The sequence below is a fragment of the Streptomyces sp. NPDC047706 genome, assembly GCF_043204795.1.
Taxonomy (GTDB): Bacteria; Actinomycetota; Actinomycetes; order Streptomycetales; family Streptomycetaceae; genus Streptomyces.
In genome coordinates, this window is record NZ_JBIDCW010000018.1 from 104,247 (window position 1) to 127,214 (window position 22,968).

Annotated in this window: 33 protein-coding genes; 4 read left to right on the forward strand and 29 right to left on the reverse strand. The window is 69.5% G+C overall.

Annotation, left to right across the window (positions count from 1 at the left end; translation table 11 throughout):
* Positions 1 to 169: 169 nt before the first annotated feature.
* The 12 genes from ACGF8A_RS21910 to ACGF8A_RS21965 all read right to left on the reverse strand — a co-directional run bounded on the left by ACGF8A_RS21910 (position 170) and on the right by ACGF8A_RS21965 (position 8,535).
* Positions 170 to 529 (reverse strand): hypothetical protein, encoded by a 360-nt coding sequence (locus ACGF8A_RS21910; protein ID WP_393110612.1) that lies wholly within the window; start codon positions 527 to 529, stop codon positions 170 to 172.
* A gap of 29 nt (positions 530 to 558) precedes the next feature.
* On the reverse strand, positions 559 to 891 hold the full coding sequence (locus tag ACGF8A_RS21915) for a hypothetical protein (protein ID WP_393110613.1): 333 nt from the start codon (positions 889 to 891) through the stop codon (positions 559 to 561).
* Positions 892 to 986: 95 nt separating this feature from the next.
* On the reverse strand, positions 987 to 1,211 hold the full coding sequence (locus tag ACGF8A_RS21920; protein WP_393110615.1) for a helix-turn-helix domain-containing protein: 225 nt from the start codon (positions 1,209 to 1,211) through the stop codon (positions 987 to 989).
* Positions 1,212 to 1,339: 128 nt separating this feature from the next.
* Positions 1,340 to 1,852, reverse strand: a complete 513-nt coding sequence (locus tag ACGF8A_RS21925; protein WP_393110617.1) for a hypothetical protein — start codon at positions 1,850 to 1,852, stop codon at positions 1,340 to 1,342.
* Entirely contained in the window at positions 1,849 to 2,619 is a 771-nt protein-coding gene (locus tag ACGF8A_RS21930) for a hypothetical protein (protein WP_393110619.1), read from the reverse strand. The genes ACGF8A_RS21925 and ACGF8A_RS21930 overlap by 4 nt, the downstream gene beginning before the upstream one ends.
* Positions 2,620 to 2,827: 208 nt before the next feature.
* On the reverse strand, positions 2,828 to 4,831 hold the full coding sequence (locus ACGF8A_RS21935; protein WP_393110621.1) for a hypothetical protein: 2,004 nt from the start codon (positions 4,829 to 4,831) through the stop codon (positions 2,828 to 2,830).
* On the reverse strand, positions 4,828 to 6,093 hold the full coding sequence (locus ACGF8A_RS21940) for a hypothetical protein (RefSeq protein WP_393110623.1): 1,266 nt from the start codon (positions 6,091 to 6,093) through the stop codon (positions 4,828 to 4,830). The genes ACGF8A_RS21935 and ACGF8A_RS21940 overlap by 4 nt, the downstream gene beginning before the upstream one ends.
* 15 nt (positions 6,094 to 6,108) lie before the next feature.
* Positions 6,109 to 6,405: a hypothetical protein gene (locus tag ACGF8A_RS21945; RefSeq protein ID WP_393110625.1), complete on the reverse strand. Its 297-nt coding sequence runs from the start codon at positions 6,403 to 6,405 to the stop codon at positions 6,109 to 6,111.
* Positions 6,406 to 6,550: 145 nt separating this feature from the next.
* Positions 6,551 to 6,754: a hypothetical protein gene (locus ACGF8A_RS21950; RefSeq protein WP_393110627.1), complete on the reverse strand. Its 204-nt coding sequence runs from the start codon at positions 6,752 to 6,754 to the stop codon at positions 6,551 to 6,553.
* 42 nt (positions 6,755 to 6,796) lie between these two features.
* Positions 6,797 to 6,973, reverse strand: coding sequence for a hypothetical protein (locus tag ACGF8A_RS21955; RefSeq protein ID WP_393110629.1), 177 nt, complete (start codon positions 6,971 to 6,973; stop codon positions 6,797 to 6,799).
* 56 nt (positions 6,974 to 7,029) lie between these two features.
* Positions 7,030 to 7,173 (reverse strand): hypothetical protein, encoded by a 144-nt coding sequence (locus tag ACGF8A_RS21960; RefSeq protein WP_393110631.1) that lies wholly within the window; start codon positions 7,171 to 7,173, stop codon positions 7,030 to 7,032.
* Positions 7,174 to 8,070: 897 nt separating this feature from the next.
* Entirely contained in the window at positions 8,071 to 8,535 is a 465-nt protein-coding gene (locus tag ACGF8A_RS21965; protein WP_393110633.1) for a DUF6907 domain-containing protein, read from the reverse strand.
* 181 nt (positions 8,536 to 8,716) lie between these two features.
* Between ACGF8A_RS21965 and ACGF8A_RS21970 the strand changes: the two genes are divergently transcribed.
* The 3 genes from ACGF8A_RS21970 to ACGF8A_RS21980 all read left to right on the forward strand — a co-directional run bounded on the left by ACGF8A_RS21970 (position 8,717) and on the right by ACGF8A_RS21980 (position 10,582).
* Entirely contained in the window at positions 8,717 to 8,974 is a 258-nt protein-coding gene (locus ACGF8A_RS21970; RefSeq protein WP_393110635.1) for a hypothetical protein, read from the forward strand.
* A 124-nt stretch (positions 8,975 to 9,098) separates the two neighbouring features.
* Positions 9,099 to 9,863, forward strand: a complete 765-nt coding sequence (locus ACGF8A_RS21975; RefSeq protein WP_393110637.1) for a helix-turn-helix domain-containing protein — start codon at positions 9,099 to 9,101, stop codon at positions 9,861 to 9,863.
* A 329-nt stretch (positions 9,864 to 10,192) separates the two neighbouring features.
* Positions 10,193 to 10,582 (forward strand): hypothetical protein, encoded by a 390-nt coding sequence (locus tag ACGF8A_RS21980; RefSeq protein ID WP_393110639.1) that lies wholly within the window; start codon positions 10,193 to 10,195, stop codon positions 10,580 to 10,582.
* A 272-nt stretch (positions 10,583 to 10,854) separates the two neighbouring features.
* On the opposite strand, the gene ACGF8A_RS21985 is transcribed toward ACGF8A_RS21980, so the two are convergent.
* The 15 genes from ACGF8A_RS21985 to ACGF8A_RS22055 all read right to left on the reverse strand — a co-directional run bounded on the left by ACGF8A_RS21985 (position 10,855) and on the right by ACGF8A_RS22055 (position 19,682).
* The gene (locus ACGF8A_RS21985; protein ID WP_393110641.1) at positions 10,855 to 11,466 is read right to left on the reverse strand and encodes a hypothetical protein; all 612 of its coding nucleotides are present in this window, start codon (positions 11,464 to 11,466) and stop codon (positions 10,855 to 10,857) included.
* Positions 11,467 to 11,495: 29 nt separating this feature from the next.
* On the reverse strand, positions 11,496 to 11,657 hold the full coding sequence (locus ACGF8A_RS21990; protein ID WP_393110643.1) for a hypothetical protein: 162 nt from the start codon (positions 11,655 to 11,657) through the stop codon (positions 11,496 to 11,498).
* Complete coding sequence (locus ACGF8A_RS21995) at positions 11,657 to 12,328, reverse strand: hypothetical protein (RefSeq protein WP_393110645.1); 672 nt, start codon at positions 12,326 to 12,328, stop codon at positions 11,657 to 11,659. The genes ACGF8A_RS21990 and ACGF8A_RS21995 overlap by 1 nt, the downstream gene beginning before the upstream one ends.
* The gene (locus ACGF8A_RS22000; RefSeq protein WP_393110647.1) at positions 12,325 to 12,621 is read right to left on the reverse strand and encodes a response regulator transcription factor; all 297 of its coding nucleotides are present in this window, start codon (positions 12,619 to 12,621) and stop codon (positions 12,325 to 12,327) included. The genes ACGF8A_RS21995 and ACGF8A_RS22000 overlap by 4 nt, the downstream gene beginning before the upstream one ends.
* Positions 12,618 to 13,355 carry a hypothetical protein gene (locus ACGF8A_RS22005; protein WP_393110649.1) on the reverse strand — a complete coding sequence of 246 codons (738 nt, stop codon included), beginning with the start codon at positions 13,353 to 13,355 and terminating at the stop codon, positions 12,618 to 12,620. Before ACGF8A_RS22005 ends, ACGF8A_RS22000 begins: the two co-directional genes overlap by 4 nt.
* A gap of 173 nt (positions 13,356 to 13,528) precedes the next feature.
* The gene (locus ACGF8A_RS22010; RefSeq protein WP_393110651.1) at positions 13,529 to 13,882 is read right to left on the reverse strand and encodes a hypothetical protein; all 354 of its coding nucleotides are present in this window, start codon (positions 13,880 to 13,882) and stop codon (positions 13,529 to 13,531) included.
* 73 nt (positions 13,883 to 13,955) lie between these two features.
* Positions 13,956 to 14,261, reverse strand: a complete 306-nt coding sequence (locus ACGF8A_RS22015; protein WP_393110653.1) for a hypothetical protein — start codon at positions 14,259 to 14,261, stop codon at positions 13,956 to 13,958.
* Positions 14,262 to 14,301: 40 nt separating this feature from the next.
* Complete coding sequence (locus tag ACGF8A_RS22020; RefSeq protein ID WP_393110655.1) at positions 14,302 to 14,721, reverse strand: hypothetical protein; 420 nt, start codon at positions 14,719 to 14,721, stop codon at positions 14,302 to 14,304.
* 49 nt (positions 14,722 to 14,770) lie between these two features.
* Entirely contained in the window at positions 14,771 to 15,043 is a 273-nt protein-coding gene (locus tag ACGF8A_RS22025) for a helix-turn-helix domain-containing protein (protein ID WP_393110657.1), read from the reverse strand.
* Positions 15,040 to 15,864: a DNA adenine methylase gene (locus tag ACGF8A_RS22030; RefSeq protein WP_393110659.1), complete on the reverse strand. Its 825-nt coding sequence runs from the start codon at positions 15,862 to 15,864 to the stop codon at positions 15,040 to 15,042. The genes ACGF8A_RS22025 and ACGF8A_RS22030 overlap by 4 nt, the downstream gene beginning before the upstream one ends.
* Entirely contained in the window at positions 15,861 to 16,247 is a 387-nt protein-coding gene (locus ACGF8A_RS22035; RefSeq protein ID WP_393110661.1) for a hypothetical protein, read from the reverse strand. The genes ACGF8A_RS22030 and ACGF8A_RS22035 overlap by 4 nt, the downstream gene beginning before the upstream one ends.
* A complete protein-coding gene (locus ACGF8A_RS22040) occupies positions 16,244 to 16,864 on the reverse strand; it encodes a hypothetical protein (protein WP_393110663.1) in 621 nt (206 codons plus the stop codon). Before ACGF8A_RS22040 ends, ACGF8A_RS22035 begins: the two co-directional genes overlap by 4 nt.
* Positions 16,861 to 17,817 (reverse strand): hypothetical protein, encoded by a 957-nt coding sequence (locus ACGF8A_RS22045; RefSeq protein WP_393110665.1) that lies wholly within the window; start codon positions 17,815 to 17,817, stop codon positions 16,861 to 16,863. The genes ACGF8A_RS22040 and ACGF8A_RS22045 overlap by 4 nt, the downstream gene beginning before the upstream one ends.
* Before the next feature lie 73 nt (positions 17,818 to 17,890).
* The gene (locus ACGF8A_RS22050; protein WP_393110667.1) at positions 17,891 to 18,706 is read right to left on the reverse strand and encodes a DUF6551 family protein; all 816 of its coding nucleotides are present in this window, start codon (positions 18,704 to 18,706) and stop codon (positions 17,891 to 17,893) included.
* Positions 18,693 to 19,682: a ParB N-terminal domain-containing protein gene (locus ACGF8A_RS22055; protein ID WP_393110758.1), complete on the reverse strand. Its 990-nt coding sequence runs from the start codon at positions 19,680 to 19,682 to the stop codon at positions 18,693 to 18,695. Before ACGF8A_RS22055 ends, ACGF8A_RS22050 begins: the two co-directional genes overlap by 14 nt.
* 330 nt (positions 19,683 to 20,012) lie before the next feature.
* Between ACGF8A_RS22055 and ACGF8A_RS22060 the strand changes: the two genes are divergently transcribed.
* Positions 20,013 to 20,216, forward strand: coding sequence for a hypothetical protein (locus tag ACGF8A_RS22060; RefSeq protein ID WP_393110669.1), 204 nt, complete (start codon positions 20,013 to 20,015; stop codon positions 20,214 to 20,216).
* Between the two features lie 96 nt (positions 20,217 to 20,312).
* Here the strand turns inward: ACGF8A_RS22060 and ACGF8A_RS22065 are convergent, their stop codons facing one another.
* Together ACGF8A_RS22065 and ACGF8A_RS22070 are read right to left on the reverse strand one after the other, a co-directional pair.
* The gene (locus tag ACGF8A_RS22065; RefSeq protein WP_393110671.1) at positions 20,313 to 22,025 is read right to left on the reverse strand and encodes a DNA cytosine methyltransferase; all 1,713 of its coding nucleotides are present in this window, start codon (positions 22,023 to 22,025) and stop codon (positions 20,313 to 20,315) included.
* The gene (locus ACGF8A_RS22070; RefSeq protein WP_393110673.1) at positions 22,025 to 22,873 is read right to left on the reverse strand and encodes a hypothetical protein; all 849 of its coding nucleotides are present in this window, start codon (positions 22,871 to 22,873) and stop codon (positions 22,025 to 22,027) included. Before ACGF8A_RS22070 ends, ACGF8A_RS22065 begins: the two co-directional genes overlap by 1 nt.
* Between the last annotated feature and the right edge of the window lie 95 nt (positions 22,874 to 22,968).

Below are 22,968 nucleotides of genomic sequence, written 5' to 3' on the forward strand. Positions count from 1 at the left end.
GCCGCGACTGCCAGACGTGCACGATGTCGTGGGTCGCTCGGATGGGGCGTCACACGCTGTACTTGTTCACGCTTTCCTGGCTGGTTAAGCCGGTGTTCCTGAAGTGCTGCCCTCAGTGCAAGCACATGATGGGCCGCCACCAGCGCCGTCGGGACGGCTCGTTCCAGGACTAGACGGACCGCCTCAGCCCAGCACTCCCCATCTGCGCCTGCGCCTTGCGGATCTCGTCCTGCACCTGCGCGCGGAAGTCCTCGAAGTCTCCTTCAACGCGGATCTTCAGCGGGTAGCCATTCGGATCGACCGGGACCTCATTGGCGGGGATCTCGACGGTGCCGGGGAAGATCAGGATGCTTCGGGCGCCGATGGCTTCGGCCAAGGCGGCCTGGGCCTCGTACATCGCCTCATTCGTCGGTGCGAGGGCGTGGCGGAAGGCGTCGTCTGCCTGGTCGATGACGATGACGAAGGGGGTCTCGTCGTCCCCCTTCTCGCGGTAGACGGTGGGCAGTTCAAGGATCTGGATGCGGGCCATAGCGGGTTCCTCGCAGCGGGTTGAGGAGGTCAGACGCGGACAGCCTGAACCGTCAGCTCGGCGTTGTCGACGTTGAAGGCGAGCGGCGTCCCGTAGTCGTTGGGCGGGAACGGCCCGAAGACCTGCGTCTCCCCCGCCGGAATCGACTCGGACCGCACGGGCGCGGTGAGGCCGTCGACGGACACGGTGGTCGTGAAGGTGATCGTGCGGGCCGTCGACGCGCCGTTCGTGTTGCTGACGATCAGCACAGTGCGCCCGTCGTTGGCGATCGAGTTCCCGTTCACGGCGTCACCCGCGGTCGCGGCCGGAAGAACCGTGCCGGACCGGGACGCCTGAACGGCGTTGATGTTCGTGCGAGGCATGACGGTCTCCTACAGAGCGAACAGTGGTGAGCGCCGCGTGGCGCGTGGTTGAAGCCCCGCCGCCCGGACCGGAGCGAGCGCAGGCGGCGGGACGATCAGGCGGCGCGGGCGCCGGCAGGCAGGGGCGGCGGGTCGCCGAGGTGCTCCTCGCCGGACCATTCGTCGACGGTTCGGGCGGGCAGCTCGTGCACGTCGTAGCGAACGTTCTTGCCGCTGCCGTAGCGGGTGATGCGCCCTTCGGACGCCCACCGCCAGATCGTGCCGATGCTGCGGCCGGTGTAGTACGCGGCGTCGGCCGCGGTCACCAGGACTGGGGGCATGCTGACCTCCCCCGGGAACGGCGAAAGGGCCACCGCGCGCGCGATGACCCTTCAGACACGTGTATTAGGTTGATCCGAGTTTGCTTCGGTGCAGGTCGGAATGTCAAGTCACCCCTGTCCCAGGCGCGTCACTGTCCTCGCGCGTCTGCCAATGCCGCGGCCCGGTCGAGGTAGAGCAGTATGAGCCGCGGCTGGGTCTGGCCGTCGTTCCAGGACGGGATGGTCTGTACGTGGGCGAAGTCCCGCTGTACGGCTTCCAGCAGGACGGCGCAAGCGTCGTCGGCCGCGCTACGGCTGTCGGCGGCGGCCCGGATGGCTCCGATGGCGCAGGCGGCACCTTGCTCGTCGCGCAGCTGCCCGGTGCACCAGCCGGCGGTCTCCAGCCGGATACGGGCCCGGTGGAGGGTGGCGGCGGCTGGCGTGCTGTACGGGCAGGGTTCGGCGGCCGGCTCGATCGGGGGCGGGGCGGTGACGTTGGGGATGGGGTCGGCGGCGGGCAGGTGTGCGGTGTCGACCTCGAACGCGATGTTGGCGAGGGCGAGGCGTTCGTCCATGAGGGCTCCCACCAGCGCGAGCCGCGCGTCGAGGCCGAGTTCGACCGGGGCGGCGGTGGCGGTCGTGGTGGTGGGCGCCGTGGTCATGCCGCCGCCTTGTCCTTGCCGCTGCCCTGGCATTCGCCGCAGACGACGATGAGCTGCTGGCCGCCGAAGGCGCTGTAGAGCTTGCCGTGGCCTGCGCACTGCCAGCACAGGCCTTTGGCGGTGGCCTTGTTGGGGCTCATCGGGCTGTTCTGCTTGATCCAGGCGTCGTCGGTCTTGCCGGAGTTGGTGACGACCTTGGACACGGCCGGCTGTGTCTTCTTCTGCGCGGGCACGGCCGCCTGCGCGGTCTGGGCGTACCAGGTGCCGCCGACGGTCTTGCCGCCGTGCTTCTGCCGTTCGTGGGTGCGCAGGGCTTTGGTGGCTTCCTTCGCGTCGCGGTAGCGGGGGCGTTCCTTCTTGCCGCAGGGGCAGGACCAGCCGATGAGGCCGGTGTTCTTGTCGGCGCCCATGCGGGCGGCGCGGTTGATCTCCCAGCGGGAGACGGTGGTCTTGGTGGGCGGGGCGGGGCAGGGCTTGGAGCCGGTGAAGGAGCCGTCTTTGCCCTTGGTGAAGATCTGGCCGTTGCCGCCGCACTTGGGGCAGCCCTGGTGGGTGGCGCGGAGGATGGCGGCGTCCTTGCGGGAGCGGAGGACGTCTTGGTGGTCGGCGAAGCGGGCGACGACGCGGAGGGCCATCCAGGCGCCGAGGCGGGCGTGTATGGGGCCGCTGCGGGGGATCTTGACGCGGCTGGCGGGGTGCTTGCGTGCGGCGGGCTTGCGGCGGCGTGCGGCGGCCCGCTTCTGGGCGGTGGATCTCTTCGCGGGCATGATCAGCGCTCCTCGGGCGAGTGATCGGTTTGTGTGGGTTTGCGAGGTGCTCGGGAAGTGCTCGCGGGTGCTCCACTGCTGGTCAGGGCCGCTCAAGGTGGTGCTCGCGAGGCGCTCGGGATCTTGGCGAGCAGTTGGCCGAGCACTTCACTGAGCGGCTGTGACCTGCGACCGAGCAGCGGCGAGCACCTCGCGAGCAGTGCACTTTCTAGGTCAAAATGGTCAGGGCTTCGAGCTTGTAGCCGCGCGGGTTCTTGAGCCCGTCGATGTCCCCGATGGGCACCGGTGCGCCCGCACCAACCTCACGGAGGAGCTTCCGGAGGTCAGCTGCCGTGAGGTCGGCGTACAGCTCGGGGTTCAGCTCGGCGAGCGCCTCGGCGAGCGGCTCGGGCCGGATCCGTTCGACGCCAGCCGTGGCCATCACCTCGATGGCGTCGACGACGATCTGCCGGCCGCCGGGGATGAGCGTCTCCTTCGCGCCGCCGTCCATGAGGTGCAGCAGCCCGGCGGCCTGAAGCGTGTCCCGGTCGAACAACGGCCGCCCGGCTTCCTTGCGCGCCTCGACGGCCCGCTTGATGCCCTCGCGGGAGTGCTCGTTCCACCCGTACAGCAGCGGCCGGTCGAGGCCGGGGCCCTTGATGTACGACTGGCCGGCGTCGTTCTTGATGTCCTTGTTCTGGGCGGGCACGAGCCGGTCGGGGCGGAAGCCCTTCGCCGCGGCGCCCTGGCCGAGCACGATGCGGATGTCGTCCCAGCGAGAGGCGAGCATGATCTTCGTGGTGAAGGTGTCGGCGATCGCGTCGCCCATGGCGTCCGACGTGGCGTCCTGGCCGGCGGCGACCACGTAGATACCGGACTGCTTGCCGATGCGCAGGAGTTCGATGAACCGCTCCTTGGCCAGCGGGCTCATGTAGATGAACTCGTCGAAGAACCCGATGATGGCCGGGTGCTCCTTGGTGGCCACCCAGGTGTCGCCCATGCCGAGCCGGTTGCGCACCGTGTTGCGGCCCTTGGCCATCTTCACGAGGTGGTCGAGCCACTCCTCGCAGGCCCGGTTGCCGCGGATGGGCGGGGCGGCCATGACGCCTTCGAACTCCCTGAGCCCGTCCTTGACCGGGTCGAAGTCGAGGGCGATGGCGTTGTGGCAGGCGGTGATGACCTCTGCGAGGTCGCGGAGTACGCCGGTCGACTTGGCGGCGCCGGAGACGCCGATGACGAGGATGCGCTGCCCTTCGAGGACGAGGCTGAGGTCGCTTCCGTCCATGCAGCGGCCGAAGTGGTGCGCGTCGGCGATGTCCAGGCTGTTCGGGGCGTGCACGTTGGGCTTGGGCATGTCCTCGAACGGGTTGCCGGTGACGAGGCGGAGCACGAGGTGTGCGGACTCGGCCGGGTCGGGGTCGATGAGGGTGCCGCCCTGCTTGATGTTGAAGTGGGCGTCCATCTGGTCGCAGACGGCGTTGACCTTGCCGGGCGTGGAGCCGCGGAGGACGACGTCGATCTCCCAGAACTTGCCGCGGAAGCCGAGGGCCCGCACCGCGCGGGTGCCGATGCCCTCGTAGGCGAAGGCTCGGGACACGCAGTCCTCGACCATGCCGGGCGAGGTGCACAGGGCGAGGGGGAACGGCTCGTCGGAGTCGGGGTCGTCGTGCTCGGCGACGATCTGCTGCGGGGCGAGGCCCGGGTTGTTGACCCGGTAGCGGCCGTAGATGGTGACCGCGGCGGCGGCGACCGCACCGGTGAGGGTGGGCGGGATGACCCAGGACCAGTCGAGGGCGGTCATGTCAGCGAACTTCACGAGGGCCCACCAGCCGGTGAGGTTGAGGCCGGCGGTGACACCGCCCGCCCAGCCGAGGAACCGCCAGCGCCGCTTGCGGACGATCTCAACCTTGTTCCAGTCGCCGCTCTTCGACATGCCGCCGAGGACTTCCTGGAGGTCGTGGGCGCGGACGTAGCGCCAGCCGAGGACGGCGGTGGCGCGGGCGCCGGTGAAGAACCAGCGGGCTGTCAGTCCGCACGCCCGGCCGGTGCTCGCGGCGACGACCATCGCAGCGGAGCCGGTCTTCGACAGCATGGGCAGGCGCGGCTCGTAGGGGATGACAATGCCGGGCGGGATGTCCTCGTCGGACAGGTCGTCGGGCACGTGCAGCTCGCCGGGGATGACCTTGCCGACATCCCAGTCGGCGGGGAACTCGGGGTGCTGGTCGAGGCTCATGACGCGTCCTTCTGGGCGGCGTTCTTGGCGGTGATGGAGGCCTGCTTTCGGGCGGCCGGGGAGTACCTCTGGGTGTCGCCCTTCTGTCGCGTACCGCGCACTGTCGGACCCCCTGCGTGACCACGCCCCGAACGGCCGGGCATTTGTTGATCCACCTGCAGCGACTTGGCGTTGACGGGCTTCGACTGGCGGGCGGCTTCAACCCGCCTCTCGGCGGCGTTGCGCATGCGGATGACGTCAGCGGACTCGGACGGGTCGGCGCCCTCGACGTCTCGGTGCGCACGCTTCCACACAGCCTCGGTGACGGTGGTCTCGCCGAGCGCGGCAGCGATCTTCAGGGCGTGCTCCCACACCTTCGGGAACGCCTCCGCACGTGCTGCGGCCAGCTGCTGGCGCGCCTCCTCAGCCACCTTGTCCGCGGCCTCCTTCTCGGCGGCCCGCCGCTTCTCCTCGGCGGCCTTCTGCCGGGCCTCGTCGCGGGCGGCCTTCTCCTGCGCCTTGCGCTCCCGTCGGGTGAGGACGCCGTCGCGCTTGCGGATGCGGCCGTGCTCGTGGAGGTCCCAGACGCCCGGGCCGGCGATCGACGCGAACGCGGTTCCGATTGCGGTGGCCGGGTCGAAGGCGTGGAGGCCGTGCCACAGGTTGATGGCGGCGGCGATGAAGGCGAGCAGCCAGGCGATGAGCCGGTAGTGCCAGTGCGGGCGGTGGGAGGCGACGGCGGCGGCGGCGCCCTTGAGGACGACCCAGGCGCCGCCTTCGAGCATGAGGGGGGCGGCCATCAGCCAGATCGCGCTGGGGTTGTAGAACGCGGCGACCTGCACGGGCAGGGCGACGACGGCGCAGACGATGTAGAAGCCCAGGGCGTAGCTGCGCCACCGGTCCTCGGCCTGGGCGACCTCGGCGGCCCGCTGCTGCTCCTCGCGGCGCCGGGCGTCCTCGACTTCACGGGCGGCTCGCGCGGCGCGCTCGGTCGCTTCCCGCTTCGCCTCCGCCTCGGCGATCTTCGCCTCCTCGGTGGCGCGGGCACGGGCGAGGCGCAGCGCGGAGGTCTCGTTGGCCATGCGCTGCTTGTCGTTGGCGAGGCGCAACTGCTCGGCCTGCTGAAGCGCGAGCTCCTTGGCGCTCTCGGCCTCAACGAGCAGGGCTTGGCGTTCGGCGGCGGCTCGGGCCCGGATCGCCTCCGCCTCGGCGGCGCGCACCGGGTCGAAGCGCGGCTCGGAGGCAACGGGCGTCCCGTTGACCTTCTCGACGGAGGTGGTCACAACGGATCAGTCCTCTCAGACGTTGGCGCCGGTGCGGGCGCGGTGGAATTCGCGGATGAACTCGTCAGTCAGGCCGGAACCGACTGCGGCACCGACCGGGTCGATGCCGGTGACCGAGGCGGCCCACAGCTCCAGCCAGGCGGCCCGGGTGGCGAGGTAGTTGGTGACGGGGCGAGCGCAGCGCACGACGAACACGAGCGCGCCGAGCCCGACCATCACCGCGAGGGCGAGGGACTTGAGCACCCACCGGCCCGCCCAGCGCGCGACACGGTTGAGCCGGCCGGGCTTCGCGGTGATCAGGTACGGGCGCATCGGGCCCTCCTCTCGGTTGATCGGTTGGTAGTGGTGCTGGTCGTGCTCGGGGCCGCCCCGCCTGGAGGTGTGCGGGGCGACCTCGGGCCCGGCCAGAGCCGGGGTGCCGGGCGCGGCGGGGGGTACCGCGCCCGGCAGGTGGGGGTCAGGCGGAGCGCTCGGCGATGTACCGGATGCGGGCCTCGGGGATCGAGACGGTGAGGCCACCGCCGTAGCTGAGCTCGACCCAGTCGCCGATCTCCTTGTAGGACTCCAGGACGGCGCGGTCGTAGCCGAGCTCCTTGAAGTCGCTGGTGGCTTCGCCTTCGGTGTAGGTGGCGGCGTCGGTGACGATCTGGAAGCCGGGCATGTCAGTCCTTTCAGAACCGGTGGGAGGTCGATCGGGGCGGGGTCAGGCGGCGGCCGGGAGGTGCATGCCGCGCAGCTCGGGCATCAGCGGCGGCTCGTCGGGGTGCGCCTCGTCGTGGTCCATGGCGGCCATCGCGATGTCGAGGGCGCGCTGGTAGTCCTCGTCGGCGCGGGCGGCGCGGTACTCGGCGAGAACGGCGAGACGGGTCTGCTCGGGCATGGCTGTGGTTCCTCACTGGGTGAAGGGGGTGGGGGTATGGCGGGGGTTGATCAGGTTCAGCGCGACCAGGGCGAGCGCTTCCGCTCACGGCGCTGCTGGACCGGGCAGGTGTCGGGGTGCTCGACCTCGCGCGGGTTGCAGCATCCGCAGCGCCCGCAGTGGGTGCTCTGGACCTTGTTGCAGTTGGCGCACTTGTTCACGGGGTCCTCCTTTGAGGCGTGATGCGAGGGTGGAATGCCGCGCCGACAAGGGGCCGCGGGGGATTCGGCCTCTCCCTGTCGGCGCGGCGGCTCTAGGAGGCCCGGCGGCGATCTTCGCGGCGCTCTTGAATGCAGGTAAGACAAGAGCGGCGGGGCCTAAGGTGCGGCTTCTCGGGAGGACGCCAGTACGTGTTTTGCGGCAAGAACTCGTGGCCGTGCTTGCAGTGGGTCTTGCGAGCGTTGATCCCTGACGGACTCAGTCCTCGTCGGGTGTTAGTCAGCGAGGTGACTGGCTCCAAATGCTCTGGGTTCACGCACCGGCGGTGCAGGCACTGGCGTCCGCCCTGGCAGGTCTCGTCTTGCCCGTGACAAAGGTGATCCAATTCGAGGGAATCGGGTATCGGCCCAATCAGGTACTCCCAGACGGCCCGATGTGCGCGAACCTGGGGAGCGCTGCGGCTGTAGTCCAGCACCCCGTACCCCTGGCTGTTGATGTATCCCTGATAGCGCCAGCAGCCGTCCCCTCCAACCTGCACCTGATCAAGAATCTTGACTGCAGGATTCAAGGTCGTCGCCAGCTGCTTGGGGCCCGACAGGGGCACGTAGGCTCCTGTCCGCTTGAGGTCGCGCACGTGGGACCGGTAGCAGTTTTCGCATCGCCCTCGACGGATCTTCCCTGGGACTACACGAAGGCAGCCCAGGCATCGGACCTGCGTGCCGGCCATCACCGAGCATCCGTTTCGTGCAGGTCGCGGCAGCGGTCCCGCCACTCCAAGTGGATGGGGCACGTCGCTCGTTGGTGACTAGCCGTCTGCCGTGCGGTCTCTTGGTAGAGCCGCAAGAGCAGATCGTCTGATGCGTCGATGCGCACACGGCCTACTTCTGCAGCGTCAACCATCAGGCCGCCGCCCCGGACTCGTGCGCGTTGTGCAGGCGGGCGGTACGTGCGTGCTCACGAAGCTTCGCGGCCAGTTTCTCCAGGTCGCCCGCCGCCTGGACCGCCATGTCCGGGGTCAGGTAGGCATCGACGCTGCCCTCATCGCCGACGATGACGTGCGCCGCTCGCATCTGCGGATCGGGCGACATCGGGTCCAGGCCGACCGAGGAGGTCAGCGAGTAGACCGGCTTGTCGCCGTTGAAGAACGAGCCCACGTGGACGGCGTACTCGTCGCCGGTGTGGTCGAGGTCCTCCAGGAAGTGGACCCACTCCGCGATGTGGTTCGTCGTGCACCAGTCTGGGCACGGCACGAACACGATCTTCTGCTCGGAGCCGGGGGCGCCGAGCGCCACGGGGGCGAGGTGGTGACCCGGCGCGATCGCCGGGAAAGTGTGGACGCTGGCGGGCGGTACCGTAGTGCTCATGGTTCGGTCTCCCTGATGTGAGGGCGTCTGACCTAGGCCCCGTTTCGGTGTTGGCGCACCGGGCGGGGCTGCTTTGTTGGCCGCTTGCTGACCAACGAGCTCCACCGTAGGGAACATTGTGTTCCTTCGTCAAGCGCTAGGACCTAGGCAATCCTGAGGGTGTCGCGTAACGTCATGTGCCATGACGGCGAACGGGATGGCGAATGGAACACTGATCACCATGGACAAGCGATCGTTGGAGCAGATGGCGGCTCGGTTCAGAGCGTCGGAGAGGCGCACCGAGTTCCTGCGCCAGGAACTGGCTGCAGCCATTCGGCTCGCCGACGCCGACGAGATCCCACAGAAGGACATCTGCGAAGCCACCGGCTACACCCGCCAGCAGGTGCGCCGAATCGTGCTGGCCGGCGAGCCCAATGAAGACGCTGCACCCACTCCGTGATCCGTCATATCCACACAGTGAGGCCGGCGCCCTGCAGCTCGCGACGTCGAAAGTGACGTCGCTCTGACGTCTTAGGGTGTCATTTCGGAGGCATAATCCTCAGAAGAGGGCTAGCGTGGTGCGCATGACGACACCAAACGCCACACTCCGGGCGGTCCGTATGGGCATGCTCATGAGCCAGGAAGAGTTCGCCAAGGCGATCAACGGCGCGGGCGAGCGCATCGGGCAGCCCAACGGCGCCAACAAGCGCCTCGTCCAGCGCTGGGAGTCTGGCGCGATCTCAACTCCGCGCGGCAACTACGCCAGGGCGCTGGAAGCTGTGACCGGCATGCCCATCGAGTCCTTGGGTTTCGCCATGCCCCTCGCCATGGCGCGCGTCAGCGGCGACGGACATGGCGGGCACGACGTTCATTCCTCCCCAGAGGGGGTCGCCGCCCCGAGTGCCGGACCCACGCCGCAGACCTCGCCGCGCGGAAACTACTCTGGCGTCTGGCTGTCGAAGTACGAGTACTTCTCCAGTGGCCGGGACTCCAGCTTCGTCGGCATGCACTACGTCGTGCTGCTCCAGCACGGCAACCGACTGACGGTGCGCTCCCTGCCGGAAGCGTCCTCCAATCCGAACTCGCCGCTCACCATGGACCTAACGGTGGACGGGGGTGTCGTCACAGGCACGTGGGTGGAAACGACCGCGACCGACGGCTACTACCGCGGCGCCCGCTACCACGGCGCAATCCAGATGCTGATCGAACCGACCGGCCAGCGAATGGCAGGTAAGTGGGTTGGGTTCGGTAAGGATTTCGACATGAATACCGGGCCCTGGGAACTGCGATTGCAGGACTCATCGACGAACCAGAAGACCATCGCCAAGTACAGCCGAACCCCTGAGTGAGGGAGCAGCGTGTCGGAGCAGCCGAGCGTGGAGATGCGGGAAGCAACGTTGCCGGACGGGGCGCGCATGGTGATCGCGGTGAAGCAAGGCCTATCGCAGGACGAGGTGGACTTGCTGGCGGCTCGGCTGTGGCAGGAGTCAACGGAGCCGTAGCCCCGCCGGTGCCGCCGCAGCTGGCCGTGACGCGCGGCTGACTGCCGCTTGGGCGCCCCGTCAACGCGGGGCGCCCGCTTCTTTCCCGCTGGTCTCGCTGTCATCGCGCGCCTTCTGCTGCCCCCGAGTCCCAGCCTTCATAGACTGGCCCACGCCCCACGAAAGGAATCTTCACCATGCGCCCGCTGGAGTACCGCGACTATCTCGTTGACCTGCTGCAACGCACTCCGGATGTGCAGCAGGCGAAGGCGTTGGAGGGTGGCCCGTACCCGTATGCGCTGGCTGCTACGGCGGGTGGTCGGGAGCAGCGGTGGCAGGTGATAGGGCAGCTGGCGGACGGCGCGAAGCACGATCGCCAGACGCCGGCTGTGGAGGGCCGGCCGCCCGCGGTCGAGACTGTGCCTGTGGGGGGTGCTCCGGACGCCTGGCTGGCTGGGGTGATCGGCGGGGCGGAGCCGGTGGACACGGAGCGGATCGACGTCTGGTCGGTGCGGGAGGGGCAGAAGTCGCCGGGGTTGACGGTGTTCTTCCGGAATGGGGAGCGCGCGTTCGTGCGCCTGGTTTGAGCCCTTCCGGCCCCCTCGCTGCGGGCGCACTGTGGGTGCGTTACCCGTCGAGTGAGGGGGCCGAAGTGTGTGATCAGCGTGGTGGCCGGTTCGATCCTGGCCTGTGCGGGGCGGCGTGTTCGGCGTGCGGGTCTTGGGTTGGCGCGGAGAAGGGCGCCCCGGCGGCGCATCATCAGAGGCCGGGCAGCCGGGAGACGTGCCCGGGCAGCGGGCAGCCGACACAGTGAGTGCAGCGAAGGGCCCCGACCGCGGGTTGCGGTCGGGGCCCTTCGTCATGCGGCTGCCTTTCGGGTGGGTGTGAGGTTGAGCATTCCGGCGTGGTCGTACTGCTGTTGGCAGCGCGGGCACCGGATGCCGTCCATGTCGAGGCTGACGCGAAGGATGTGGCCGCAGCCGTCGCAGGCGACGGGGATGCGGATGGGCGGCTTCTCGCCGGTGACGATGCGCCGGGCCTGCCCGGTGATCTGCGCGAGTTCCTGAGCGATCTCTTTGACGGCGTCGTGCTTGTCGCAGATCCACGGCAGGTTGGCAAGGAGGACGCCGCAGGCCCAGTCGACGATGGCGGCGACGGACTGGTAGGCGGGTATGTCCCACTGCTCGCGTTCGCAGAGGTCGCGGGCCCAGCCGCCGACGACGCCTTCGATGCCGCCGCGGCCCCGCAGGTCGAGGCTGTCGAGGTTGCACGGGATGGGCGCGGTGCGGGTGCCCGTGCGTCCGTCGCCGCCCCGCCGGCCGGGGACGAGTGTGGCAGCAAGTTCCCGGTAAAGGGCGGGGAGTTCGCGGAGCGCGTCGGCCATGTGCTGGCGGCAGCCGCGGTGGACGCGTTCGCGGGCGGGCTTGTCGCACACGGCGCAGGGGCGGGACTCGGGTGCGTCGTCGATCACGGCGTGCTCCTTGGTGCGGGCGGGGCGGGTTACAGCCAGTCGCCGACGACGTGCACGTCGACGAGGCGGTGGTACTGGCGGGCGGTGATCCCCTGGTGGCGAAGGTCGTGCCAGCGGCTGTCGATGGGGTCATGGAGTTCTTCGGCGCCGAGGTCGCAGAGTTCGTCGAGGGTGAGCTGGTTGTCGTCCATCACTCGCCGTGCTTCTGCAGGGGCCAGGCGCGGTCGGCGTCGGCGCAGTCCCGCACGGTGGGCCCGGCGTCGTGGGCGGGGGCGGGCTTGCCGTCGAGGGCGGCGAGGACGGCCACCGCGCAGTTGTGCTGCCCGATCTGCCAGTCGTTGCGTCCTGCGGCGGTGGCGTCACGGGCGGCCGTAGCGAGCCGGCGGACGCGTTCGATGGTGGCCTGGTGGCGGCATGCGTTCGGGTCGCAGTCGAGGACGCTGAGGGCGACACGACGCGCCCGGTCGAGCTCTACGCGCAGCTCGGCGAGCGCTGCTTCGGCCTGGTCGGCGCGTTGGCGTTGCTGCTCGTAGGCCTCGGGGGTGGGTGCGCAGTCGCCGCGCCCGCAGTGCGGGCAGTAGCCGGCGGGCGCGGCCGGGGCGGGCGTTCCGTCGAGGGCGGTGTCGAGTTCGGCGAGGCGGATGTCCCACCAGCGGGATACGCCGGGCGGGGGTCCGGCCGCCTGCCAGCGGGCGCGGAGGGCGGTGAGTCGGTCACGGAGGTCGAAGCCCTCAGCGCCCGCCTGAGGCGCCTCAGGAGCGCTTGAGCGTCCGGAGACACCGACAACGGGGTCTGAGGCCGTCAGGCGGGCGCTCAGGCCCGTTCCTGGGGTCGAGTTGGGGGTGTGGGGATCCTGGCTCACGATGCCTTCCGGGAATCTGTAGGGGTTTGGGGTAGTTCGATGCTTATCGGGTCGAGCACTCCGGTGATGAGGGCGATCGCCACGGCGTGCGCACGGTCGCGGGCGCCCAACTTCCGGTAGGTCCGGTGCAGTCGTTCGTGGACGGTGGAGGCTGCGATGTCGAGGCGGGCGCCGATCTGGGCGGCGGTGTAGCCGGATGCGGTGAGCGCGAGGATCTGTAGCTGCCTGCTGGTGATCGCGGCTTTGGGTCGGGCAGGGCGGCGGGTGCCGGTGTACGGCGTGGACCACGTCACGTCCGGTCCTCCGCCGCCTGCCGCGCTTCGGCGGCGGGCTGGTCGCGGTGCTCCGGCAGGCCCGACCACCAGCGCAAGTCCTTGCCCAGCTCATCCAGGTCTTCGCCGGGGTGTTCCTCAACGAACCAGCCCCAGCAGGACGAGCACTTGCACCATTCGCGCGCGGCGGGGGTCTCCTCGGCGAGTTGGCGCAGCCCGTCCGCTTCTGCGTGCATCTCGGTGTGCGGCTTGCTACCGGGAGCCCACAGGTTGTCGGCTCGTTGAGCGATGAGGTCGGCGGTCCGCAGCAGCGCAGCCGTGGCGGCTTCCCGGAGCACGGTGGCCCGGTCCGGGTGCGCGGGCAGCACCGACAGCACCGCGTCGGCCATCGCCTCGAACACCTCGCGATCGGCGGCGTACACGTCGGGCCAGTGCGGGTCGCATGGGGGTCGCTCCCGCTCGTACAGGGCGGCGGCGATGCGCTGGCGGAGGCCGGACCGGTCGGTGGCGGGCGCCTGCCCGGCAGGAACAGCGGCGCGGCGTGCGACTCCCTGAAGCGCGGTCCGGTACTGGTGCGCCTCTGCCTGCGCGCGGGCCAACTCGGCAGGAACAGCGGCGGCCAGGACCGCATCGCGGTAGGCGTCGATGGCGGCGTCGAACTCGCGGGGCTCGACAAGCGGCCCGGTTCCGGTGGCCAGACTCAGGGCCATCCCACGCAGTTGGTCACGGGCGGCGGTCTCGGTCGGGTCGGTCATGGTCAGCTCCTGCGGTAGCGGCGTACAGCGGTGGACAGGGCGAGGCAGCCCGCGGCGAGCAGCAGCACGCAGCCGAGCCCGCCACACACCAGGGCGGCGATCACCAGGTGGCCGGGGGTCACGGGTGTCTCCTCAGTCGGGGCCGGCCACCCCGCAGGGCAGCCGGCGGGTGGTCAGGCGGCGGGGTCGGTCCAGCCGAGCCGGTGGCCGACGCTGACGAGGAGCGCGGCCTGCGCGAGGGCCGTCTGTCGGCCGTGCAGTTCGGGGTCGGAGGTGACCGTGGCAACGAGCAGCGCGGCGGTCTCACGCGGCAACTGCTTGAAGATTCGCGTGTACGCGCCCATGAGGTCGCGTGCGTCCGTCGGCTTCTCGGCGCCGGGTGTCATCACGTAGGTGGGCAGGTCGTCCTCGGTGAACTGCTGCTGCGAGAGGGCGATGCCTCGGGCGGCGAGCCATGAGGTGAGGTGGGGCCAGACGACGGGGTGTACGAGCAGTTGGCGCACTTCGTCAGCTGCGGGCTCTGTCACGGGTGTCCTCCAGGTACGGGTACGGTGTCCGGCAGGTCCGGGCGTGTTGTGAGCACGCCCGGACTGTCTGCTGTCACGGGGCGGGAACGGCGGCGGGCTTGGGCGACTGGCGCGTGCAGACACGGCCGACCTCCCACAGCACGACGAGGTGCCGCGCGCCAAGGAACTTGGTCTCTTCGCCAGTGGCCCCCCAGGCGACCGTTCGCCCGTCGCGGTTCCACAGGCGTGCTGCGGGTTCTGTGGTGCCGTGGAGCCAGTCGGTGGGTGGGGCTTGGCAGAGGCAGGTTCGAAGGTCCTCGGTCTCGGACCGCCAGAGCAGCGGTAGGGCGTTGAGGCGGATCCAGTCGGCGGCATCGGCCGTCATCGGGGCGGGTGTCACGGGTGTGTCTCCTTGGCTGGCGGGGGCAGGACAGGGGCGGTCAGGCGGAGGCGGGGCGGATCGTGAACTCGCCGTAGCCGTCGCGGTGGATGACGTCACCGATCCGGGCCTCACCGGTGTCGTCCGTCCCACCGATCAGCAGCACCCGGTGATCGCTCACCGCCGGGCGGCCACCGCTCCACTCGGCGATCTCGTCGAAGTTGTCGGCCGTCAGCTGCCGCTCCTCCGGCGCGTAGTCCAGGTGCGGCATCCCGGCCATGACCATGGCGCCGCAGTAGCCGCAGCGGTACTGGCCCATCGGGGCGCCGACGAGTTGCTGCGGCTCCCACGGCCAGGGGCAGCGCTCGCCGTTCTCGTTGAGCGGGGCGGTGATCGTCAGGTCCTTGGACAGGTCCAGTTCGGTCGCGTCGGCGGGGTCGATGTCGGCCCAGGCGCGCGGCACGTCGGTCGTGTTGGTCATCGGTGCTCCTGTGTCGGGGTGGGGCGGGTGGGGTGCGGGGGCGCACAGGTCAGGCGGCGTCGGCGCGGAGTGCGGCGAGGAGCCGCTCCCGGTTGGCTGCCTGCTGTGCCGGTGACAGTGGCAGTCGGCCGGTGGGCGGCTTCAACGCGCGGCCGGTGGGCACGGCTTCGGCGTAGAGCCGGCCGAGCTGGTCCGCGGGCGGCAGGTCGAGGGCGCGGCGTGCGCGGGCGACGGTGGAGCGGTCGCAGTGCAGGCGGTGGGCGATGGACGCGTTGGTGTGCCCGGCCCGGATGAGGGCGGCAATGTCGGCGCGGACCTTCATGCGGGCACCTCCTCGGCGAAGAGGTCGGCCTGTCCGGCGAGAATGCGGTTGGACCAAATGACTTCGGTGCGTCCCTTGGTGCTGATCGCGTTGCCGGTCATCGTCGACTGCTCGTACCGGTGCCAGCCGTCGAACAGCTCGAGGTACAACTCGCTGTGATAGCCGGACAGGACGACCGCCGCCTTGCAGTCAGCCAGCGCGGCCGCGAGCTCCCGGTGCTCCGCGTCGGTCTTCATCTCGCAGCGGTAGTTGTTGCCCCACCCGCGGGTGGATCCGAGGTACGGCGGATCGACGTACAGCAGCACCTTCGGCTGCTTGCCGTACTTGCCGATCAGGTCCAGCGCGGGCAAGGCCTCGAGGGAGACGCCGTGAAGGCGCTCCGCTGCGGCCGCGAGTCGCAGGACGTAGGCCTCGAGGTAGCCGGGCATCCCGAGTACGGAGCCGGCCGGGTCGATGTAGTGCCGCCAGCCGGTGTTGCGCAGCGTGCCCGACCGGCCCTGAGCGAGACGACACCAGATGCGGCGGGCGAGGTCGAGGTCGTCCTCCGTCGGCTCCCACGTGGCTTCGAGCTCGGTCCGGCTGTGCGGGGTGAGCATGCAGGCGCGGATCAGCTCCTCGGGCCTGTCCCGCAGGACCCGCCAGAACGTCATCAGCTCGCCGTCGAGATCGTTGACTGTCTCCATCGGCGCGGGTCGCTTGGCGAACAGGACCGACAGGCCGCCGCAAAACGGTTCGACGTAGTGGTCATGCTCCGGCAGCAGCGATGCGATCCACGGCGCGATGCGCTGCTTCGAACCGAAGTACGGAACGGGACTCTTCATGCGGCTGTGGCCTCGGCTTCCTGGTATCGGGCGGCGTGGACGGTGGCGGGCGGGAGCGGGGCGCCGTTCAGGTGGCAGCGCTCACCGGGGGTGGCTTGGCAGGTAGGGCAGCAGGCGACGGTCTGCGCCCAGGTCGCGAGCCGCTGCGGGTGGGGCTCGGGCAGCGTCTTGTCGCGGGTGCGGAGGTGGCAGCGTTGGTCGGGTCCGGCACCGCAGTGCGGGCAGGTGATGCCGCCGACGTCGCGGCGCCGGCCGCTCGGCCACTCCTTCACGGGTGTCGTGCCGAGGCGAGCCTTGCCCTGGGCGATCTGTTGGCGGAGCAGACTGCGGAGGCTGCCGTCGCGGCGGGCGGCACGGATCTGCGCAGCGTCGAAGTCGGTCATGACGCCTCCTCTTGGGTGTCCTGCTGGGCGGCGAGGAAGGCGGCCGATGCCTGGCGCCGACGCTCAAGCTCGGCCTGCTCGACGGCGGGGTCGGTCTGGCCGGCGCGGGCGGAGTGTGGTCCTCGCTCGTTGCCGCCCGGCGTGCGGCAGGGGCGGCCTATGGCGGCTCCGCAGTTCGGGCACTTCTTGCCGAGCGGGCCCGGCCTCTTCACGGCTGCCACCTCACCCGAGACGTCTCGGCCGATGCCGGCCAGCAGCTGGGCGATGGGGCGCTTCTTCATCTCCAGGCCGTCTGCGGCGCGGGTCCGCAGTCCGCGGAGGGCTGACAAGTAGGCCTGCACGTCGTCGGGGTCCGCGTCGGGAATCTCGGCAGACATGCCGGGACCCTGGAAGCCGTCGGCCCGGGCGTCGCGGATCTTGCGGATCTCGTCGATGATCTCGGCCGGGCTGACGAACGGCTGCCGGCGGGCAACCGCGGCGGCAGCTGCACGGGCGTCTGCGAGGGCGAAGTCCGAGAGCACGTCGTGCCAGGCGTCGGGGGTGTATTCGTCGAACTTCTGCTGGGGGCACAGCGCCCGCACGTAGCGGGCGAGCACCACGGTCTCGTCGGGGGTCACTGGTCCTCCTGCATCCGGGACTTGGCGCGCTGCATGGCGCGGTCGAAGAGGTCGTTGGTCTCTTGCTGCTGACGGGAGGCCGGCCCGATCTGCCCGACCGCGGCCGGCAGGTAGGCGATTCCGTCCTGCTGTTCAGGGGCCTCAAGGGAGCGCCAGCCCTGAACCCAGGCGGAGGCTCCGGCGGGCTGTCCCTTGAGGCGGGCGGAGTTGACGGCGTAGGCGACCATCGCGGCGACGCCGACGCGTTCGATGGCTTGCCGGGTGTACTCCCAGCTGGACTCGCGGAGGTCCCAGGCGACGCCTGTGAGGCCGGCGGTCGCAATGCCTCGCTTCAGGTCTGAGAGGGCGTCGGGGAGACCAGCCGATCGCTGCTCGCCTGCAGCACCAGTACTTCCGTAGGAAGTACTGGGGTAAGGAGTGGCACCGGCATGGATACCCGTGACGGAAGCGTCACGCCGTGACTCACCGCTCTGACCTGCGGTTGAGTCAGAACTCTGCGATTTTTCCGAAGCACTTTCACTTTTTTTCGAGGACGAATCGAAGGTAAAGTCCCTCGTTTTCTCAGCGTTTTCGTCGCCGTTCTGGCCGCCTCGGGCTTCCTCGCGGTGCTTCGCCTGGCGCTCCCGGGCCTTCTTCTTCTCCGCTTCGTGGCGGGCTCGCGACGTGTTGCGGCCGTCGTCAAGGAAGTCGTGGAAGACGTAGTCGTCGGGCGCCGGATTGGGGCATCCGCGAGGGCAGTCGTGGCCATGCTCGTGCCAGAGGCCAGCCTTGACGAGCTTGGCGGCCTGGGGCTTGGTGCCGTACAGCTCGGCCACGACGCCGGGAACGATGCCGTCGGTCAGGTGCTGTGCGGCGTAGGCACCGCAGCGCAGCCACAGACCGAGCGCAGCGTTCCCAGCCTTGATGAGCTTCGGGTGGGAGTGCGCCTTGTCGTCGATCCTGAACCAGGGCATCGGGGCTTCTTTCAGACGGCGTGACTATGGAGAGGGGGCGGGGCCGTCGCGCAGGGCGGCCCCGCGGGTGCGGCTAGCGCCAGTCGGGCAGCACGTTGGTGCGGCGGCGGGCGTTGTAGGCGGTGACGATGACCTCGGCGACGCAGTGGACGACGGTGCCGCCCTGGAACTGCTGCATGCCGCGGGCCTTGCCGAGGACGCCGGATGCGCCGGCGGGGTATTCGGCGAGCTTCTTGACGAGCGCTGCCCGGTCGACGGAGTCACCGAAGCGGTTGAAGATGGCGCCGATCCCGGCGAGGATCCGGCCGTCGACGGCTTCAGACTTGTAGCCCCAGGCCTCGGTGACGACGCGCAGTGTCAGCTCGAGGGCGCGTCCACCGCTGCCGTCTTCCTTTTTGTCGCTCTGGTAGACCTTGTCGAGACTGACGACAGCGGTGATGCTCTTGCTGCTGCTTCGCTCTTCGATCTTCCATCCGTGGGCTTCGACGATGCGGTTGATGGCGACCGCGTCCGGGTCCCCGGCCGTGACGCGTGCGATGAACTTGTAGAGCGGCTTGACCTGGCGGTTGTCGTTGTGACCGAGGAAGAGTTCGGCTTCCTGCGCCTCGGTGAGGTTGCGGAACACGCGGCACTGGATTTTCTGGTCGCCCCAGCCGGCGCGGCGCATGAGCTCGCCGCGGTTCTGTCCGTCGATCCAGACGTAGGTGTCGTTGCCGCGGTCGGAGACGATCGGTACGCCGATCTTGTTGGGGTCGAAGCCTTCGCGGAGCTTCTTCTCGACCCAGTTCGGGTCGTAGGTGCGGGTGTTGACGCGGTGGTCGGTGTGGATCGCGGCGAGCGCGATCCATTCGATCGAGTCGGGGGTGCGCTGGGGGTCAGTGGTTACCATTGGCGTGCTCCTTGAGCTTGTTGTTGAGGCTGCGCAGCACACGCAGCGCTTCGGAGAGGTCGCGCGCCCATCGCGCGGCCTCTTCTGCGTTGATGGATTCGTCGAGGTCGTTGACGCTGGCGAATCCGGCGCAGAGTCCTGAGAGGGCAGCCATGCCTTCGGCGAGCGACTTGCGCTGTGAGCGTTGGGGTCCGCGCCTGCCGCGGCCGTCGAGAAGCGGGACGGTGGGCGGAGCGATGACTTCAGGGCGTCGACGTTCGGCGGGGGCTTCGTCTCCGCGGTTGGTCTTGTGGCCTTTCCATTTCTCGTAGACCGCAGTGACGGTGAGAGGTCGGCCGCCATCGGCGGGGCGGACTTCTTCGCCAGCTGTGATCCGGTCCATGAGTTCGAGGGCTTCTTTGGAGTCGGCCTGCCGCTCCAGCGAAACCGGTATCCGCTGGCCCTTGCTGACCTCGTAACCGTCCGCCCCGTTGGTGACCTGCTTGATGCGGGAGTAGGTGGCCGTCGAGAGGCCGACTGCTTCGGCGGCCTTTTCGCGGGAATCGAAGCGCTCGGAAGGCTCTTCGTTCGCCGGTACGGAGAGCCTTCCGGCTGTAGTTGCCGCGCCCCTCAGCTGGCCGCGTCGCAGCGCTTCCGCCGCCTTGGGCTTCTCCAGCGCTTCGATCTGCCGTCCGAGCGCGATCAGTTCCGAGGCGGTCATGGGCTTGCGGCAGGTGTTTTCGTCCCGCTCCGCCTTGAGGAGGTCGACGGCGTCGTGGATGTGCTCGGCGACTGTCGCCTCAACTTCATCCCACCCGAGGCGACGGACCGATTCCAGGCGGCGGTGTCCAGCGATCAACTGGTTGTCGGCCGTGATCACGATGGGCTGGAGCAGCCCAAGGTGACGGATGGAGTCGACCAGGTCGGTCATGTCGCCGAGGTCCATGCGGGCCCGTTCGCCGAGCCTGATCTCGTTGACGATGACGGTCTTGCGCATCACGCGGGAGTTCCTTCCTGCTCGTTTGGGAGGTCGACTTGCTGGCCGTCGATGTAATGCCTGCGCCAGCCGGGTCGGCCGGGTATTGCGATGGGCGGCCAGTCCGGTGTGGCGGTCACCTCGTGGGGTTCGGGCGGTTCGTCGATGACAAGGCGGATGTGTCTCATGACGCCCTCCTCGGGGTCTGGGCGTGCGGAACCAGGGCGATGCAGGGCGGTTTCTCTGCCGTCTCATCACCCCCAAGCGAGAATACCGTTCGCGGTCGATGTTCGCGAGTGTCGATCGCGCTCGCGTAGCGCGACCACGGAGAGTTGTGCAACCATGTGCGTCATGGACGAGCTGGACGAGAGGATTCAGGCCGCCGCGAAGAAGCGGACCCGAGCCGAAGAGGCGTTCACCAGGGCCGACGCTGAGCTGCGCACCCTGCTGGTCGAGGGTCGAGCGGCTGGCAAAGGCCCCTCCCACATGGCGAAGCTGACCGGCTTCACCCGCGAGTGGGTGGCCAAGATTGCGCCGCTGCCCAAGTCGTCCTGACATCTCCCCTCCTTCTCCTCCGGGCCCCGCAACCGCGGGGCCTTTGTCGTGTCGGTGTTGCGGGTCAGGGCTGGTCGCGCGGCCGGCGGACGGCGGTCACGCGGCGAGCTCCTGCTCGGGATCGTCATGACGCTCGATGTCCTCGCCCGTGATGGCCTCGACGAGCGCACAGACGAGGATCTCGGCGGCGTTGGGGGTGACGGCGTTGCCGTACTGGCGGACCTTCTCCCGCTTGTTGCCGAGGACGACGTAGCTGTCGGCGAACGACATCGCGCGCCCGATCTCGTGGGGTTCGAGCATCCGGAACATGACGTCGTTGATGTCGACTTCGCCGCGCACCAGCGCGTACCGATCCCGGGTCGTCAGCGCGCCGATCGGCTCGTTCACCGACCGCGGGGCGCCGTTGCCGTAGTAGGGGACGAGCATGTGTTCCCACGTGAGCAGCGACTGGTGCCCGGCCGTGGTCATGGTGCGGAACGGCTCGGCCGGCGAGGTGCAGTGCTCGCCGCCGTCGCCCTTGCTGCCGTTGTTCCGCATGACCATTCCGGGCATTGGTGGCGTCACCAGCCCGTGGTGGTTGCCGGAAGCGGTCACGGTGGCGAGGGACTCGGCGACCGTTCGGGCTACCGATCCGCCGCCACGGAGTTCGGCGATGAACGGCAGCCACGCCAGGCCGGTCTCGTTGCGGGTCGTCATCGTCCGCAGCGGGCCGTGCGCGGACAGGGCTTCCTTCCCGTCTCGCCCCTCGACCGGCACCATCAGCGGCGGCACGGCGAGGGCTTTCGTCATCGTCGTGGTCTGCGTGGTGAGGGGTGCGTCGATGGGCCACGTCCGCACCCCGGGGCGCCGCTCGAAGGTGTTTCCTGCGGCCTCAAGGGTGATCGGCTGGGCGAACTTCTTCAGGCCCGCCTCGATGCGCTTGATGGTCTTCTCGGCGAGGGGCTTGGCCCGGTCTCCGATGCGCTGCCCGGGGATGGACCAGTCGATCGCCGCCGCAGCCGGGAGGGCCTCGGGCTCGACGACCTGGTTGCGGCAGCTGGTGTTCGGGCAGCGGTATACGTACTGCTGCCGGTAGCGGCCCATGTCCCGCTTCGGGTCCTTGAACACCTGCATGGCCTGGACGTAGGCGTCGCAGCGGGAGCACCAGGCGCGCGGGCGCAGCCACTTGTCCCAGTCCGGGTCGCGGCCCAGGGACTCGTGCCAGTAGCCCACGTACAGGCGGTCCCTGGACTGCGGCGCCGCGTGAACGGAGCGCGGGTTCGCGTGCATCGAGTTCAGGGCGATGATCCGCGTGCGGTAGCCGAGCTTGTGGATCTCGCCAATCCATCGGTCCCACTGGTCCCAGGCACGGACGTCGGTGACGTTCTCGACGATGCCGGCCTTCACGAGTCCGCCGCGCTCCTGCACGCCTCGCAGGTACAGCGGCACTTCCTCCATGAGCGCGCGGGACTCTTCCTCGGCGGACGGTTCGTCGTCCTCATCGGTCGCGGCGAGGAGGTCGAGGAGGCTGCCCTGCATGGCGCCGACGAAGTCCCGCTTCTTGCCCTTGGCGACGGACCAGTTGGTGCACTCGGGGGATGCCCAGAAGATGTCGGTCACGGGCCAGTCCCACACGGGGGCCTTGCGGATGTCTCCTTGGTAGTGGCTGGTGGTGGGGAAGTTCGCGGCGTGCGACTCGATGGCGAGCTTCCAGTGGTTCGCGGCCCGCTCCACGCGGACGCCGGGCACTGCATGGACGCCCTGGCTGGATCCGCCAGCGCCGCAAAACCAGTCCATAACGGTCAGCGCGTCGTTGTCGTGGCGGTACATCAGGCGGCCGTCCTTTCGTGGCTGGTGCGCTGCCGCCGCTCGCCGGTCTGCAGTTCGCGGACGATGGCGTTGACGGTGGAGATGGCGACGCCGAGCCGGGTCGCGATCTCGTGGTTGGAGAGGTTGAAGCTGGCGAGGTGTTCGATCTCGGCGCGGCGGAGCGCGGCGAGCTCGTCACGCTTCAGGTCGAGGTCGTTGACCTGCTCGGTCTCGGGCTGCTCGTCGGGGTTGTCGATGTCGTCCCAGGCGAGGGGCCCGTGCCAGCCTTCGGCGGCGGCTCGGCGGGCGTTCTTCCAGTTGGTGCCGCGCCGGTGGGCGAGCTGGCGGTAGGCGTCAGCGAGGGCGGTCGCCGCCCGGTTGTCGAGGATCTTCCAGCGGCCCTCGGCGAGGAGGCTGATGCTGGCCATGCTGAGGCCGCTCAGGGCGGCGATGTCGGCGCGGCTGTGTCCGAGGCTGTACAGGGCGCGGATGCGGCGGGTCGCGCCGATGGCGGGGCGTTCGGCGTTGCCGTCGAAGTGGTGCGGTTGGACGGCGAGGATGCGCCTGGCTTTGTCGGTCTGGCAGGTTTTGTTCCGGCCGGTGGTGATGTAGCTGATGACGGCCTGGGACACGCCGGCCTGTCGTGCGATGAGGGTCTGGCTCATGCCGCTGGCGAGGAGTGTGCGGATGTGGGGGAGGATTTCCTCGATGGGTACGAGGTTGCGTTCGCCGCGCTGGCGGCGGAGTTCGCGTTCGAGGTCGGCGCGGCGGTGGGCGCGCTTGCAGGGAGTGCAGCGGCAGGGCGGGCGGGTGCCGGTGCGGTTGCCTTTGTAGCGGGCGTCGGTGCCGTGGGGCGGGGTGGTTGTCATCGCCGCCTCCTGTTGGTGATCCAGCCGATGCCGGCGCCGATGGCTCCGGCGGCGATGGCTGCGATGTACAGCCAGGCGAGGTTGAGTCCGTTGAT